The 14,225-nt window shown below is 68.3% G+C and carries 15 protein-coding genes; 9 read left to right on the forward strand and 6 right to left on the reverse strand.

Features of this window, described 5'->3' with window-relative positions:
* The first annotated feature begins 6 nt into the window (after window positions 1–6).
* The 3 genes from OH802_RS18860 (at window position 7) to OH802_RS18870 (ending at window position 3,776) form a co-directional block, all read left to right on the forward strand.
* A complete protein-coding gene (locus OH802_RS18860) occupies window positions 7–1,671 on the forward strand; it encodes an acyl-CoA synthetase (protein ID WP_406020977.1) in 1,665 nt (554 codons plus the stop codon).
* Window positions 1,668–2,777 carry a nitronate monooxygenase family protein gene (locus OH802_RS18865; RefSeq protein ID WP_218131216.1) on the forward strand — a complete coding sequence of 370 codons (1,110 nt, stop codon included), beginning with the start codon at window positions 1,668–1,670 and terminating at the stop codon, window positions 2,775–2,777. The genes OH802_RS18860 and OH802_RS18865 overlap by 4 nt, the downstream gene beginning before the upstream one ends.
* 171 nt (window positions 2,778–2,948) lie before the next feature.
* Complete coding sequence (locus OH802_RS18870; protein WP_406020979.1) at window positions 2,949–3,776, forward strand: alpha/beta fold hydrolase; 828 nt, start codon at window positions 2,949–2,951, stop codon at window positions 3,774–3,776.
* Window positions 3,777–3,882: 106 nt separating this feature from the next.
* Here OH802_RS18870 and OH802_RS18875 read toward each other — a convergent pair whose 3' ends face one another.
* Window positions 3,883–4,302 (reverse strand): hypothetical protein, encoded by a 420-nt coding sequence (locus OH802_RS18875; RefSeq protein WP_406020981.1) that lies wholly within the window; start codon window positions 4,300–4,302, stop codon window positions 3,883–3,885.
* A 197-nt stretch (window positions 4,303–4,499) separates the two neighbouring features.
* Between OH802_RS18875 and OH802_RS18880 the strand changes: the two genes are divergently transcribed.
* Window positions 4,500–4,820, forward strand: a complete 321-nt coding sequence (locus OH802_RS18880) for a hypothetical protein (protein WP_406020983.1) — start codon at window positions 4,500–4,502, stop codon at window positions 4,818–4,820.
* Window positions 4,821–4,847: 27 nt separating this feature from the next.
* Here OH802_RS18880 and OH802_RS18885 read toward each other — a convergent pair whose 3' ends face one another.
* Window positions 4,848–5,216: a VOC family protein gene (locus OH802_RS18885; RefSeq protein WP_406020985.1), complete on the reverse strand. Its 369-nt coding sequence runs from the start codon at window positions 5,214–5,216 to the stop codon at window positions 4,848–4,850.
* A 62-nt stretch (window positions 5,217–5,278) separates the two neighbouring features.
* Between OH802_RS18885 and OH802_RS18890 the strand changes: the two genes are divergently transcribed.
* Window positions 5,279–5,731: a MarR family winged helix-turn-helix transcriptional regulator gene (locus tag OH802_RS18890; protein WP_406020987.1), complete on the forward strand. Its 453-nt coding sequence runs from the start codon at window positions 5,279–5,281 to the stop codon at window positions 5,729–5,731.
* A gap of 21 nt (window positions 5,732–5,752) precedes the next feature.
* On the opposite strand, the gene OH802_RS18895 is transcribed toward OH802_RS18890, so the two are convergent.
* The 4 genes from OH802_RS18895 to OH802_RS18910 form a co-directional block, all read right to left on the reverse strand.
* The gene (locus OH802_RS18895; RefSeq protein WP_406020989.1) at window positions 5,753–6,412 is read right to left on the reverse strand and encodes a hypothetical protein; all 660 of its coding nucleotides are present in this window, start codon (window positions 6,410–6,412) and stop codon (window positions 5,753–5,755) included.
* A gap of 275 nt (window positions 6,413–6,687) precedes the next feature.
* Window positions 6,688–7,833: a DUF222 domain-containing protein gene (locus OH802_RS18900; protein ID WP_406020991.1), complete on the reverse strand. Its 1,146-nt coding sequence runs from the start codon at window positions 7,831–7,833 to the stop codon at window positions 6,688–6,690.
* A 697-nt stretch (window positions 7,834–8,530) separates the two neighbouring features.
* On the reverse strand, window positions 8,531–9,607 hold the full coding sequence (locus OH802_RS18905) for an acyl-CoA dehydrogenase family protein (protein ID WP_406020993.1): 1,077 nt from the start codon (window positions 9,605–9,607) through the stop codon (window positions 8,531–8,533).
* Window positions 9,608–9,681: 74 nt separating this feature from the next.
* Window positions 9,682–10,884, reverse strand: a complete 1,203-nt coding sequence (locus tag OH802_RS18910; protein ID WP_406020995.1) for an acyl-CoA dehydrogenase family protein — start codon at window positions 10,882–10,884, stop codon at window positions 9,682–9,684.
* A gap of 57 nt (window positions 10,885–10,941) precedes the next feature.
* On the opposite strand from OH802_RS18910, the gene OH802_RS18915 reads away from it, so the two are divergent.
* From OH802_RS18915 to OH802_RS18930, 4 genes are all read left to right on the forward strand, one after another.
* Window positions 10,942–12,126, forward strand: a complete 1,185-nt coding sequence (locus OH802_RS18915; protein WP_406020997.1) for a Rieske 2Fe-2S domain-containing protein — start codon at window positions 10,942–10,944, stop codon at window positions 12,124–12,126.
* The gene (locus OH802_RS18920; protein WP_350658522.1) at window positions 12,126–12,431 is read left to right on the forward strand and encodes a hypothetical protein; all 306 of its coding nucleotides are present in this window, start codon (window positions 12,126–12,128) and stop codon (window positions 12,429–12,431) included. Before OH802_RS18915 ends, OH802_RS18920 begins: the two co-directional genes overlap by 1 nt.
* On the forward strand, window positions 12,421–13,470 hold the full coding sequence (locus tag OH802_RS18925) for a 2Fe-2S iron-sulfur cluster-binding protein (RefSeq protein ID WP_406020999.1): 1,050 nt from the start codon (window positions 12,421–12,423) through the stop codon (window positions 13,468–13,470). Before OH802_RS18920 ends, OH802_RS18925 begins: the two co-directional genes overlap by 11 nt.
* A 149-nt stretch (window positions 13,471–13,619) precedes the next feature.
* A complete protein-coding gene (locus tag OH802_RS18930; RefSeq protein WP_160023363.1) occupies window positions 13,620–14,201 on the forward strand; it encodes a hypothetical protein in 582 nt (193 codons plus the stop codon).
* The last annotated feature ends 24 nt before the right edge of the window (window positions 14,202–14,225 follow it).

A 14,225-nucleotide genomic window follows, 5' to 3' on the forward strand; every position in this document is an offset into this window, starting at 1 on the left:
GCAGTCATGGCGCTGAACCTTGCTGACCTCTTCGAACACGCCGTCGACGCCGCGCCTGCGAAGGTGTCGGTCCAAGTCGGCGACCGCAAAGTGACCTACGCAGAGCTCGAGCGTGAGTCCAACAAGCTGGCCCACTACCTGGCGGGCCAGGGGATCGGAAAGGGCGATCACGTCGGGCTCTACTCCAAGAACTCCGTCGAGCACGTCGTCGCCCTGCTTGCGATCCTCAAGATCCGTGCCGTCGCGATCAACGTGAACTATCGCTACGTCGCCGGCGAGCTGGAGTACCTCTTCGGCAACGCCGACCTCAAGGCCCTGGTCCACGACCGCGTCTACGCGCCGCTGGTCGCCGAGGTCTCCCCGAAGCTGGAGGGGCTGAAGACGTTCGTCGCGGTCCCCAACCCGATCGAGCCCCACGACGACTCCGACCTGAGCCCGTTCGGCGGCATCACGCTCGAGGAGGCCCAGGCCGGGCAGTCCGACGTACGCGACTTCGGCGAGCGCAGCCCCGACGACATCCACGTCATCTACACCGGCGGCACCACCGGCTTCCCCAAGGGCGTGATGTGGCGCCACGAGGACTTCTGGCGCGTGCTCGGCGGCGGCATCGACTTCATGACGGGCGTGCCGCTGGAGGAGTACGACCAGTCCAAGCAGGCCGCCGGCGACGGGCTCATCACCCTGCCGCTCAGCCCGCTGATGCACGGCGGTGCCCAGGCGAGCCTGCTGATGCACCTCTTCGCCGGCCAGGTGACGATCCTGGAGCCCAAGTTCGACCCGGTACGCACTTGGGAGATCGTCGACCGCGAGAAGGTCCAGATGATGTTCATGACCGGTGACGCGATGGCGGTGCCGCTCATCGACGCGTACGAGGCCGGTCCCGGCAACGGGCAGAGCTTCGACGGCCAGTCGCTGTTCGCCATCGCCTCCTCGGCCGCGATCTTCTCCAAGTCGGTCAAGGAGCGCTGGATGAGGGCCTTCCCGAACGCGGTCTTCACCGACTCGATCGGCTCGACCGAGACCGGCTTCCAGGGCACCGGCCTGCAGGACGCCTCCGCACTCTCGACCGACGGCCCCGTGGTGACCGCGGGTGCCCACACCGCAGTGATCGGCGACGACGGCCACCCGCTCGACCTCGCCACCGACGTCGGCAAGATCGGCCGCACCGCCCGCAAGGGGCATGTGCCGGTCGGCTACTACAAGGACCCCGAGAAGTCGGCGAAGACCTTCGTGGAGATCGACGGCATCCGCTACGCGATCCCGGGGGACTACGCCCGGATCGAGACAGACAACCGCCTCACCCTCCTCGGACGAGGCTCAAACTGCATCAACACCGGCGGCGAGAAGGTCTACCCCGAGGAGGTCGAGGCGGCCGTCAAGGCGCACCCCGACGTCTACGACACGCTCGTCGTCGGCATCCCGGACGAGCGCTACGGCCAGGCCGTCGCCGCGGTCATCCAGCCGCGACCGGGCGCGACCATCGAGCTGGAGGGGCTGCGTACGTTCCTGCGTGCTCACCTGTCCGGCTACAAGCTGCCGCGCGCCCTGACCATCGTCGACGAGGTGCCCCGCAACGCCACGGGCAAGGCCCAGTATCCCAAGGCCAAGGAGATCGCCCTGGCCACCCAAGCGACCGCAACTGAGCAGGACCCCGAAGGAGCAAAGGCATGATCCGTACGGCACTGTGCGAGGCGTTCGGGATCGACTACCCGATCTTCGCCTTCACCCCCTCGGAGCACGTGGCCGCGGAGGTCTCCAAGGCCGGCGGGCTGGGCGTGCTGGGCTGCGTACGCTTCAACGACGCCGAGGAGCTCGACCGCACCCTGACGTGGATGGACGAGAACACCGACGGCAAGCCCTACGGCGTCGACGTGGTCATGCCGATGAAGGTGCCGACCGAAGGCACCTCGACCGACCTGTCCGCCTACATCCCGGCGGAGCACACCGAGTGGGTCGACAAGACGCTGCTCTCCCTGGGCGTACCGCCGCTGCCGGAGGGGGAGGGGCGCGAGGGCGTGCTCGGCTGGCTGCACTCGACCGCGCGCTCGCACGTCGACGTCGCGCTGCAGCACCGGCCGGTGCTGATCGCCAACGCGCTCGGCACCCCGCCCAACGACGTGATCGAGAAGGCCCACGAGCACGGGGTCAAGGTGGCTGCCCTCGCAGGAGCCCCGAAGCACGCGGTGTCGCACGTCTCGAACGGCGTCGACATCATCGTCGCCCAGGGCTACGAGGCCGGCGGGCACACCGGGGAGATCGCCTCGATGGTGCTCCAGCCCGACATCGTCGATGCGGTCGGGCCGGACGTGCCGGTGCTGGGTGCCGGCGGGATCGGCTCGGGCCGTCAGATCGCCGCCTCGCTGGCGCTCGGTGCGCAGGGCGTCTGGACCGGCTCCATCTGGCTCGGGACGAGCGAGTATCGCAACCTCAACACCCACGCCGGCTGGGAGAGTGCCTTCACCCGCGCCACGTCCGCAGACACCCGCCGGATGCGGATCTACACCGGCAAGCCCGCCCGGCTGCTGAAGTCGAAGTGGACCGACGCCTGGGAGGCCGAGGGCTCGCCGGCGCCGCTGCCGATGCCGCTGCAGAACCTGCTCGTCTCCGACGCCCACAACCGCATCAACGCCGCCGGCGATCCCGACGTCGTCGCGATGCCGGTCGGGCAGATCGTCGGCCGGATGAACGAGGTACGCCCCGTCGCCGCGGTCATGGCCGACCTCATCGCCGAGTTCGAGGCCACCGTCAAGCGCCTGGACGCGATCGCCGAGGGATAGTCCGAAAGCACCACGAAGGCGCCGGCTCGTCGACCGAGCCGGCGCCTTTCTCATGCCGTGGTTCCTTTGCGCCTTACCTCAGCGCGCTATCGCACACCCTGGTCGCTGCCGCCGCTAACGCACGCCGCAACCCCGCCGCAGAGGCGGGAGAGGCACTGACAGGATGGCCGCGTGACGATCTCGAGCTACGTACGTGATGGACTCACCTTCGACGTGATCGACTCCGGCCCGGCCGACGGCGACCCGGTCGTGCTCCTGCACGGTTTCCCGGAGCGGGCGACCTGCTGGCGCGAGGTGTCACCGATCCTGCACGAGGCCGGCTTCCGCACGATCGCCCCGGACCAGCGCGGCTACTCGCCGGGCGCCCGGCCGCGTACGCGTCTCGGCTACGGCGCCGGCAAGCTGGTCGAGGACGTGGTGGCGCTCATCGACGAGATCGGGCGGCCGGTGCACCTGGCCGGCCACGACTGGGGGAGTGCTGTCGGTTGGGGAGTGGCGGCCAAGCGACCCGACCTGGTCCGGAGCTGGACCGCGATGTCGGTGCCGCACCCGGTCCCGTTCGTGCGGTCGATGAAGGGTCCGCAGCGGCGCAAGTCGGTCTACATGGCACTCTTCAACATCCCGCTGCTGCCCGAGCTGGTCTCCGGGCGAGGCGGCCGGATGGAGCGGATGATGCGGGGGAGTGGCTGGAACGACGACGACGTCGAGCGCTTCCGGGAGGAGATCGTCGACTACGGCGCTCTCCCCGGCGGTTTGGGCTGGTACCGGGCCATGTTCCTGGCGCGGCGCGTCGGCCGAGTCTCGGTCCCCACGACGATGCTCTGGAGCGATGGCGACGTCGCGATCGGCCGGACGGCCCTGGAGGGCAACGAGGACTGTATAACCGGACCCTACGAGTTCATCGAGCTGACCGGGGTCAGCCACTGGATCCCCACCAAGGCGCCGCAGGCGGCCGCCGACGCGATCCTCTCGACCATCGTTAGGGCGACTCGGTCGTGAGTCAGGGCTCAGCCCTCCTCGGTCCCGCCGACCGTCGGAGAGGTCGACCGGGGCGTGGTGTCGCGAGCTGTGATCGCATCGCTGACACCGCGGATCGCCGTACGAATCATGTCGCCGTACGGCCCTTGCGGCAGCGCGGCCACACGCTCCTCTGCCTTGCCGATCTGCTCGGTGGCTGCCTCGAAGGAGCCCAGGCGACGCAGGTTGCGGCGATGTTGAGGTGCAGGCTCGGATAGAAGCCGGCGACCTCGAGGCCGGCATGGTGCTCACCGGCCCGATGGTCGGTGAGGGCGCTGGCGGCGTCGAGGGCGCGTACGTCCCAGATGAGTGCCTCGGCCGGATCGGGATACAGGTCGGCGAGGTAGTGGGCGAGCGTGCAGCGGTGAAGCGAGTCGCCCAGGACTCCGAGGTCTTCCCAGATGGCGAGCAGCTCCTGACGTGCTCTGGCGGTCTCGCCTTGGTGGCCGAGGGTCACGGCGGTGGTGATGGCGCCCATCGTGGGGTCAACTGCAGGGGTCGCGGTCATGTCTCGATGCTGGGGCTTCGACCGACCTGAAGGTCAAGAGTTGAGTACGCGGGCTCATCACGCCACGCCGCGGCGCCGCGAGACTCGTCGCATGCTCGCTTTCGACCGCCCGGCCAGTGTCCGCTGGCGCATCCGGGTTCCCCGTCACCACGGCTCTTGCGTCCGTCGTGGCTCTTCTCGCCATCGGGAATCTGGCCATGAACTGGCTGGACGTCTATCTCGTCTTCTTCGGTGAGCAGCCGGAGATCGACCCGGCGAACATCGCCGCGTACCGCGTCTGGGGTGCGATCGCGCTCGCCGCGCTCCTGTGCGGCGCGCTCGCCCACACGCTCAACCCCGACCGCCGAATGCTCGGGACCTTCTGGCAGGGCCTGTTGGTCATCGTCGGTACGGCGATGGTCCTGCTCTCCTACATCCCTGGCGCGGTGGATCTACCGGCGCCGGAGCGGGAAGATGACGGGTATCGCGCCCCGCCCTGCTACTCCGGCGGCGACAACGACGAGTGTGTCGGTGGCTGACGCTGCCGACCGTCCTTTCAGTTGCCGTCAGGCGCGGTCGTGGAGCGTGATCTGGTAGCCGTCGGGGTCGGCGAAGGTGAACGTACGCCCGAAGGGGCCGTCGATCGCGGGGGAGACGATGGTGTGCCCGTCGGCGACGAGAGCATCGTGGATGGCCTGGACGTCGGTGGCATGGAGCCAGATCGCAGCACCGATCCCAGGCTGGGCGACAGACGCGAGATCGGTGCCCGGCACGACCTCGCGAAGCGCGAACGCGATCGGCTTGGTCTCGAAGACGACGGCATGCGGAGGCCCGGCCGGCGAGCGGACGAGGCCGAGGTAGTGCTCGTAGAACGCCTGCGACGCGTCGAGGTCGCGCGCCTGCAGGGAGATGAAGTCGGGGCCGGTGACGGGCATGATGATGCTCCTTCGATGTGTGTCAGTTATCTGACACAAAGAAGCTATGTCAGAATACTGACATGAGTCAAGACGGCGTCGACCTGGACAAGTCACTGGGCTACCTCCTGAAGGAGGCGTCGAGCGCCCTGCGCGCCGCGATGGAGGAGGTTCTGCGCCCGCTCGGGATGAGCGTCACCCACTACGCCTGCCTCGAGCTGCTGGCGCAGCGGCCCGGTCTGTCGAACTCCGAGCTTGCCCGAGGAGCGTTCGTGACGCGCCAGACGATGAACGTGCTGCTCCGCTCCTTGGAGCGAGACGGCGACGTGACCAGGCCGGCGGAGGCCCCTGTCGGAAAGGTCCTCCCCGCGCGGCTCACGCCCCAAGGCCGGCGGAAGCTCGAGGAGGCCACCGTCGCGGTCCGATCTGTCGAGGTCAGGATGCTGACCGGCATGAGTCCGACCGATCAGTCCGACGCGTTCCGGATCCTGCAGGGCATGATCCACTCCCTGCGCGATGGTGGCGTCGGCGCCTGACCGACCTGCGGCTGCGAGGAGCTACGAGCGGACCCTCGAAGCACGCCAGAGCGCAGCGGCAAGCCATAGCGCCGCGATGGCGACGAGTACGCCCCAGACGATCCGCCAAGCGTGCGGGAGGAAGTACTGGGGGAGCATGGTGACCAGGAGAGCGGCGAGCGGGACGGCGCTCCAGCGGGGCAAGGTGCCCGAGCGCCAGACCGCGATCGAGGCGAGTACGGCGGCGACGGCGATGAGCAGCAGTCCGATCGCGAAAATGGTCATCGCGGTCGGGTCGAGGCGGAAGTCGTTGCCCACGTCGGTCAGGCTGGGGTCGCCGTCGGCCACGGCGCGCTCGCCGATGGCCTTGAGTCCGTAGACCTCTGCGCCGTAGTAGGAGATGGTCAGACCGGAGCCGATGTAGCCGATGACGGCCGCGAGGTGCGCGGTCCTCTCCTGTGGTGTGCCGTCGAGAAAGCCACGGATCGCCCCATAGCCGAGCGGAATGAGAATGAGGCCGACGATGGCACTGATGTGCGCGATGGCCCATCCGGCGGAAGCCCACGCCGCCGCTCCGTCGAGCGTGGTCTCGTCGGCGCGTGGGGCAACGACCTCGTAGACGGCAAAGAGGACACCGGCGATCGCGAACGCGACGGCGCCCATCTGGGTGCGGCGGTCGGGGTAGACGTGGGGGACAGGCACTGCGGAGCTCCTAGGTGGATGCAGTGAGAGCAGTGCTCTCAATTGCGAGCGATGATGACATGCATCCGCCTGCACCGCACGCGATTTGACCGGCATTCGTCCGAGACCGATCCGGTCGGCCTTCAGTAAGCGACGGATAGGCCGAGGCGCTATTGCACACGATGGTGATTTGGCGCGATACAGCACAGACAGCCGCCACGAAGATGGGGAATCGCGTCCATGCGCGCGTGTCTGATGGGCAGGCGGACATGCGGCCCCAGGTGATCCTGGAATCTCTATGTGCGTCTGGTGAAGCGGATGTCGCCGTTGGGTAGGCGTTCGTGGAGGTATGCGGTGTCGTGGGCGCGGTGGTGGTGATGGGAGCAGAGCAGGGCGGCGTTGTCGAGATCGGTGGCACCGCCTTGGGCCCATTCGATCCAGTGGTGGGCCTCGGCCCAGGTGCCGGGGATGTCGCACCCCTCGGCCTCACAGGTCGCCGAGCGCAGCAGGAGGGCGCGGCGTTGGGCGGCGGTGAAGAAGCGGTCCTTGCGCCCGAGATCGAGGACCTCGGAATCACCCCCGAGGACAGCCGGAATGATGTTGGCGGTGCAGGCCAGGCGTCGAGCCTCGGCGGCGGTGATCTGAGTTCCGCCAACGATGTCGCCGACGCCAGCCTCTTTGCGGAGCTGGTCGGTATCGATGGTGACGATCACCGTGGTGGCGTCCCCACCGTGGATCGGTAGCCGGGTCGGGTCGAGGGTTTCGAGCATTTGGCACAACGCCCGACCCAGGCGCCGGTCGTAGGGCAGGTATTCGCCGGTCTCGGTGCGGGTGCCGTCATCGCGCCGGGGTGAGGCGAAGGCCTCGAGGTTGGTGGCGAGCCGGTCCGCGGCCGCATCCGGGATGACCGCGGAGATGCGGGTGGTGCCGTCCCCGAGTCGGCGCATGGCCAGCCGGGTCTTCTTGCGGGCGTGGGTCTCCTCTGCGGCGAGGCGTCGGGCTTCTTCGGCCTCGGCGATCTCGGGCGCGATGACATCGAGGATCCGGCGACCGAGACGACGCAGTTGGGTGGGGTCGAACCGGGTCGCGTAAGCGACCAAGGCCTCCTCGGCCTTGGTCTTGATCTCGGGGTCGAGGTCGGCGGGCAGGTCGTCGAGGGCGTTGACGATGACGTGGGCTTGGGCCGGGTTGCAGTCCCCGCGGCGCATCGCGGCCGCGACCAGCCCGTAGGAACGGTCCAGGGCCTGGGCTAGCCGGAGGTCGGCGCGCAGGGTCTCGGGGCGTTGGTGGGTGTGGTGGTGCAGCCATGCCGCGACATCCCGGGCAGCGGACTCGGCGGCTACGTCATCGGCGGCCACCATCACGCGCAGCTCGAGCTCAGCCAACTGCGCCTTCGCGCGGGCGATCTCGAGCAGCGTGGCGGCCTTCTGATCGGTGGCCATGAACGAGGGGTTTCCGTCCGCAACCTCGCCAAGCGAGGCGGTAACCGAAACCACGGCCCCGAGCACAGGGTGTTGTGGCTGCTGCAGCATGGTCATCGAACCGGTCACCTCCCGAGGTACGAACTCTCCACACCCGCGCACACGGATGTGTTCTGGTTCGCTGGTCTCGGAGGCCCGGCAGTACGGGCTATTACTTACCCTCGCAGCTCAGCGTTCACGCCCCCGGTTCCCCTGGATTACCCCACACCCGTTATCTCCCGGGTGGATGGGGCACGCCTCATTCTGAGGTGGTCGGCCTTCACGTTTACGCCTGCGCCGAGCCTACCACATCAAAGCAAACCAAGGCCACGAAAAATTCTCGGGAACCCAATCAGGGACAGGTATCCCAAGCCAAAGCCAGACCGCTGCTGGAAGCCCGCAAGACAGCCAAATGGCACCCAACCCAGGCACCCTGTTTCTAAATCTCCCAACCCAGACAACGTATTGGCCCCACCCGCGCTGGAACTCCGCACGAGACCAACGGACACACATCCAGATCCCCACTCGAAGGCGTTCAGCCCTGGACGAGGAATTGACTGTGGTCAATAAGACGAAGCGCTATCGCACACAATGGGGACTTTCCGCGATACAGCACAAACACCAGCCACAAAAGAGAGGCCCCGGCAGCCGCCGGGGCCTCTCATGACGTCGGTACGAATCAGGACGCAGCGAGAGATCGTCCGATCCGCAAAGCCTGCTCGGTAGCCCCGCCAAAGACGAACTCGAAGCGCTTGGCGGTCGTGAAATAGCGATGGGCCTCGCCGTCGAGGTCGATGCCGACACCGCCGTGGACGTGGACGGTGGTGTGGGCGAGGCGGTGGGCGGCGTCGGCGGCCCAGAGCTTGGCGACGGCGACCTCGTCGGCGGCGGGGAGGCCGGAGGAGACCCTCCAGACGGCCTGCCAGAGGGTGAGTCGCTGGGCGAGTACGTCGATGAACCCGTCGGCCAGCCGCTGGGAGACGGCCTGGAAGGTGCCGATGGCGCGGCCGAACTGCTCCCGGGTCTTGGCGTACGACGAGGTGAGCGAGAGGGCTCCTTCGGTGATGCCCAGCAGCTCGGCGGCCGCCGCCACGGTCAACAGCGAGCCGAGCCGGGCAGCGGCCGAGGAGTCCCCGACACGTCGGGCGGGGGCCGAGGCGAACGAGACCAGCGCAGTGACGTCGCCGTCGCTGGTGTGCTGCGCACGGCGGTCGACACCCTCGGCGGATGCCTCGACCAGGAAGACCCCGATGGTGCCGTCCGGGGATGCCGCGGTCACCAGGAAGGCATCGGCGATCATCCCGGCCCTGACCAGCGTCTTCACGCCGGTGACCGTGTCCCCCGTGGCGACGACCATAGGGACGTCGGGCAGGTGGGAGTGCTCCTCGGCGACCGCGGCTGTCAGGATCCGGGATCCGTCGGCGACGCCGGTCAGTGCGTCCGCGGCGGTCTCGGCGAGGAACAAGCCGCACGGCCCGTGCGCGGCGAGCGGCACCGGCGCGACCTGCCGTCCGGCCTCGACCAGTACCCGGCACAACTCGACGAGCCCGAGCCCGGCCCCGTCGTACGTCTCAGGCAGATGCAGCCCGAGCAGCCCGGCCTCGCCGAGGGCGGACCAGAGGGAGGCGTCGAAGCGGCCGCGGTCGCCGGCAGCCGCCTCGACCGTACGCAGCCGGTCGAGCGAGGTCGCATCGCCGATGATCTTGGCCGCGAGCTCGGCGGCGTCGTCGGATTCGGTGGTGAAGGAGAAGTCCATGGTGTTCTCGCAATCGACTGTGTTGGTCTCGACACGCTCGCTGGCGCTCGCGGCTCGACCGACGGGTGGATGGGTCAGCGCTTGGCGGCGGGGAGGCCGAGGCCCACGTAGCCGATGATGTCTCGCTGGATCTCGTTGGTTCCGCCGCCGAAGGTCATGACCAGCGAGGAGCGGTGGAACCGCTCCAAGCGGCCGGCGAGCACGGCGCCGGGGGAGTCGGCCGTCAGGCCGGCCTGCGGTCCGACGATCTCCATCAGCGTGCGGTAGACCTCGGTCGCGAGCTCGGAGCCGTAGACCTTGGTCGCCGACGCCTCGGCCGGCGAGAGCGCGACCCCGTGGTCGGCGTCCGAGGCGAGCTTCCAGTTGATCAGCGAGAGCGCCTCGATGCGTGCATGCGCTCGCCCGAGGGCCAGCTGGACCCACTCGGCGTCGATCACTCGGCTGCCATCAGGGAGCACCGTGGTCAGCGCCCACTCCTTCACGAGTCCGAGCGAGTGGACCAGCGGTGCCGCCGAGGTGAGCGCGACCCGCTCGTGGTTGAGCTGGTTGGTCATCAGTGCCCAGCCCCCGCCGCGCGAGGAGACGAGGTTCGACGCCGGCACGCGCACGTCGGAGTAGTAGGTCGCCGAGGTACCCACCCCGGCCACGGTCTGCACCGGCGTGTACGAGAACCCCTCGGAGGACGTCGGCACCAGGATCATCGACAGCCCCTTGTGGCGCGACGCCTCCGGCTCTGTCCGACAGGCGAGCCAGATCCAGTCCGCATACTGGATCAGCGAGGTCCACATCTTCTGGCCGTTGATCACCCACTCGCCGGACCCTTCATCGAGCACCGCGCGAGTCTGCAGCGAGGCGAGGTCCGTCCCGGAGCCCGGCTCGGAGTAGCCGATCGAGAAGTGCAGCTCGCCTGCGAGGATCTTCGGCAGGAAGTACGCCTTCTGCTCCTCGGTCCCGAACCGCATGATCGTCGGTCCGACCGTGTTGAGCGTGAGATAGGGGATCGGCACCCCGGCCACGGCGGCGGCGTCGGTGAAGATCAGCTGCTCCACCATGGAGCGGTCCTGGCCGCCGTACTCCTTCGGCCAGCCGATCCCGAGCCAGCCGTCCGCGCCGATCTGCCGGATGGTCGAGAGGTAGACCTCCTTGTCCGCTTCATCCCCGAACTCGCCCGAGGCCCGCGCGAGAGCAGCCCGGCGCTCCGGCGTGACCAACTGGGCGAAATAGGAGTTGAGCTCTGAGCGAAGTTGCTCCTGGGCGGGTGTCAAGGCCACATGCATGTGATAAAACTAGAACAGGTTCCACTTCTTGGATAGACCCCAGCGGAAGGTACGACGATGGCCGACCCCACCACCCAGACCCGCACGCTCGACCACGGCTCCCAGCCGGAGCGCTTCGCGCGCGGTTGGCACTGCCTGGGTCTGGCCAGCGAGTTCAAGGACGGCAAGCCCCACGCCGTCGAGGCGTTCGGCGGCAAGCTGGTCGTCTGGGAGAACACCAAGGGCGAGCTGGGCGTGCTCGACGGCTACTGCCGCCACATGGGTGGCGATCTCACTCAGGGCACCGTGAAGGGCGACGAGGTCGGCTGTCCGTTCCACGACTGGCGCTGGGGCGCCGACGGCCGCTGCAAGCAGATCCCCTACGCCCGCCGCGTCCCGCTGCGCGCTCGCACCAAGGCGTACGAGACCGTGATCCGCAACGACTCGCTGCTGATCTGGCACGACCCCGAGGGTTCGAAGCCCGACTACGACATCCTGCCGCCGGAGCTGCCCGACGTCAGCAACCGCGAGGTCTACACCGACTGGATCTGGAACACCGTCCCGATCAAGGGCAGCCACTGCCGCGAGCTGATCGACAACGTGGTCGACATGGCGCACTTCTACTACGTGCACTTCGCCTTCCCGACCGACTTCCGCAACGTCTTCGAGGACCACACGGCCACGCAGTACATGGCCTCCCGAGGGCGGCCGGACGTGTCCGGCGGCTACGGTGACGCCGAGATGTTCCTCAAGTCCGAGGCGACCTACTACGGCCCGGCGTACATGATCAACTGGCTCGAGGTCGACTACAAGGGCTTCGTGACCGAGGTGATCCTGATCAACTGCCACATCCCGACCGGCCCCGACTCGTTCCTCCTGCAGTACGGCATCACCGTCAAGAAGCCCGAGGGTCTCGACGACAAGACCGCCAACTTCATCGGCAAGAAGTACGCCGACATGTTCGGCGACGGGTTCCTCCAGGACGTAGCGATCTGGGAGAACAAGGCGCCGGTGCAGAACCCGCTGCTGTGCGAGGAGGACGGCCCGGTCTACCAGCTGCGCCGCTGGTACGAGCAGTTCTACGTCGACGTCGCCGACATCGAGCCCGAGATGCGTGCCCGCTTCGAGTTCGAGGTCGACACCACCAAGGCCAACGAGTTCTGGCACGAGGAGGTCGCCGAGAACCTGCGCCGGATCGAGGCCGAGGCTGAGTCGTCAGCGAAGGGCGAGAACCCTGAGTCGAGTGACGCAGGGGTCAGTTGATGGCCTCGTTCGTCCCGACGTCCGAGGACACCGTCGAGGACCAGCGGCTCTACACCCAGGCCCGCCTGGTCGAGGTGGAGTGCCTCGACTGCCTCGCCTGCGTCGGGGTGAAGAAGAACAGCGAGCACCAGACCTCCGTCCAGTGGACGGCCGAGGCGCAGGCCCAGTGCCCGGACCTCGTACGTCGCAAGGCCGCCGCCAACGGCGAGCGGCTCGTCCACGCCCGCTGCCCTCGTCTGGCCGCGTCCATCGAAGCAGCCGTCGCCGACGGCCGGATCCAGATCGGAGCCGAGGATGGCTACTGACTCTTTCCTGCTGCCCGTCAGCGACGTGGTCAAGGAGACCGCCGACGCCCACTCGATCGTCTTCGAGGTCCCCGAGGACGTGAGGCACGCGTTCCAGCCGAAGCCGGGCCAGTTCCTCACCGTCGCCGTGCCGAGCGACCGGGACGGCCTTGCGGCGCGCTGCTACTCGCTCTCCAGCGCCCCGGGCGACCCGCTCACGGTCACCGTCAAGCGCACCGTGGACGGCTACGCGTCCAACTGGATCTGCGACAACCTCCGCCCCGGCGACACGCTGCGCGTGCTGCCGCCGAGCGGGATCTTCACCCCTGCCGACATCGACGCCGACTTCCTGCTCTTCGCCGGCGGTTCGGGCGTCACCCCGATCATCTCGATCGCCCGCACGGCCCTCCGAGAGGGCACGGGAAGGATCGTGGTCTTCTACGCCAACCGTGACGAGCGCTCGGTGATCTTCGCGGAGGAGTGGGCGCGACTGGCCAGCGAGCACCCGGACCGGCTCCAGGTGGTCCACTGGCTCGAGTCGATCCAGGGCCTGCCCACCGGTGAGCAGCTCAAGGCGTTCGCGGCCGACCGTCTGACGTACGACGCCTTCGTCTGTGGGCCGGCGCCGTTCATGAAGGCGACGATCGCGGCGCTCAAGGAGCTCGAGTTCCCGCGGGCGAGGCGGCACCAGGAGAAGTTCGCCTCCCTGGGCGGCAACCCGTTCGGCGAGGTCGCCCCGGTCAAGGAGGCGGAGACCGAGGTCGTCGACGACGGCCCCAAGCAGCCCGCCACGCTCGAGATCGAGCTGGACGGCACCACCACGACGTACGACGACTGGGACCCCGGCACCCCGATGCTCGAGTTCCTCGAGGCGAAGGGTGTGAAGGCGCCGTACTCGTGTCGCGAGGGCGAGTGCTCGGCGTGCGCGTTCCGGCTGCTCGAGGGTGAGGTGAAGATGGTGCGCAACGACGTGCTCGAGCAGGAGGACCTCGACGACGGGATCCGGCTCGGCTGCCAGTCGTTGCCGACCACCGACACCGTCCGCGGCACCTACTCCTGAGGGACTCGCGAGAGACACAGATCACCAACCGGTTGCCAGGTCGAGACGCGCGGCGCGATAGTGTCGCGCTGCCCGAACCACATCCCACCGTGTCACCCCGAGGAACGTCGTCGGCTGACCGGTAGGGCTCAAGCGAGGTTTCCCCCAACGTGTTCAATCGCAACTTCTACGCCGCCCAGGACGATCGGCGCTTCGTCGTCGGCTATGCCCTCGACCTCGGCTTCCGAGTCTTCGATGCCTACTCGGCACCTGGCCAGCCGTTGACCGAGATCACCACGACGGCATCAGCCTCGCTGCTCGCCGCGAGGCCCGCGTTCAAGCTGTACGCCCCCAACACCGGCCCCGAGCCGGTGATCACCCGGGTCGAGCTGGAGGAGTCGGAGTTCGGTCCCTCGGCCTTCGAGTACCGGTGCAACGGCTGGGGTCTGATCGGGCTCAACTTCGGTGGCGTCGTCGGTCTCGGCGGCCTCGGCTGGAGCACGCTCAACACGATGGCCGAGGCCCGTGCGGCTCGCTGGCACGCTGTGGAGCCGATCGGTGCCGCTCCCTCGGAGTGGAACTGGCCGGCTGTCGACGACGCCGCGATCAAGATGTTCGAGGCGATCGCCTCGATGGCCGGCTCCGCCGTGGGCGACAGCCCGATCCTGGCCGCCGCGGGCCAGCTCATCAAGGACAAGGGTCTGCTCTACGAGTCCGGTGGCGGGCTGCACGCCCGTCCGGGTCTCGGCTGAGCGCGCCGCGCGGAGGTTGATACG

This window comes from Nocardioides sp. NBC_00850 (assembly GCF_045207335.1).
Lineage (GTDB): Bacteria > Actinomycetota > Actinomycetes > Propionibacteriales > Nocardioidaceae > Nocardioides.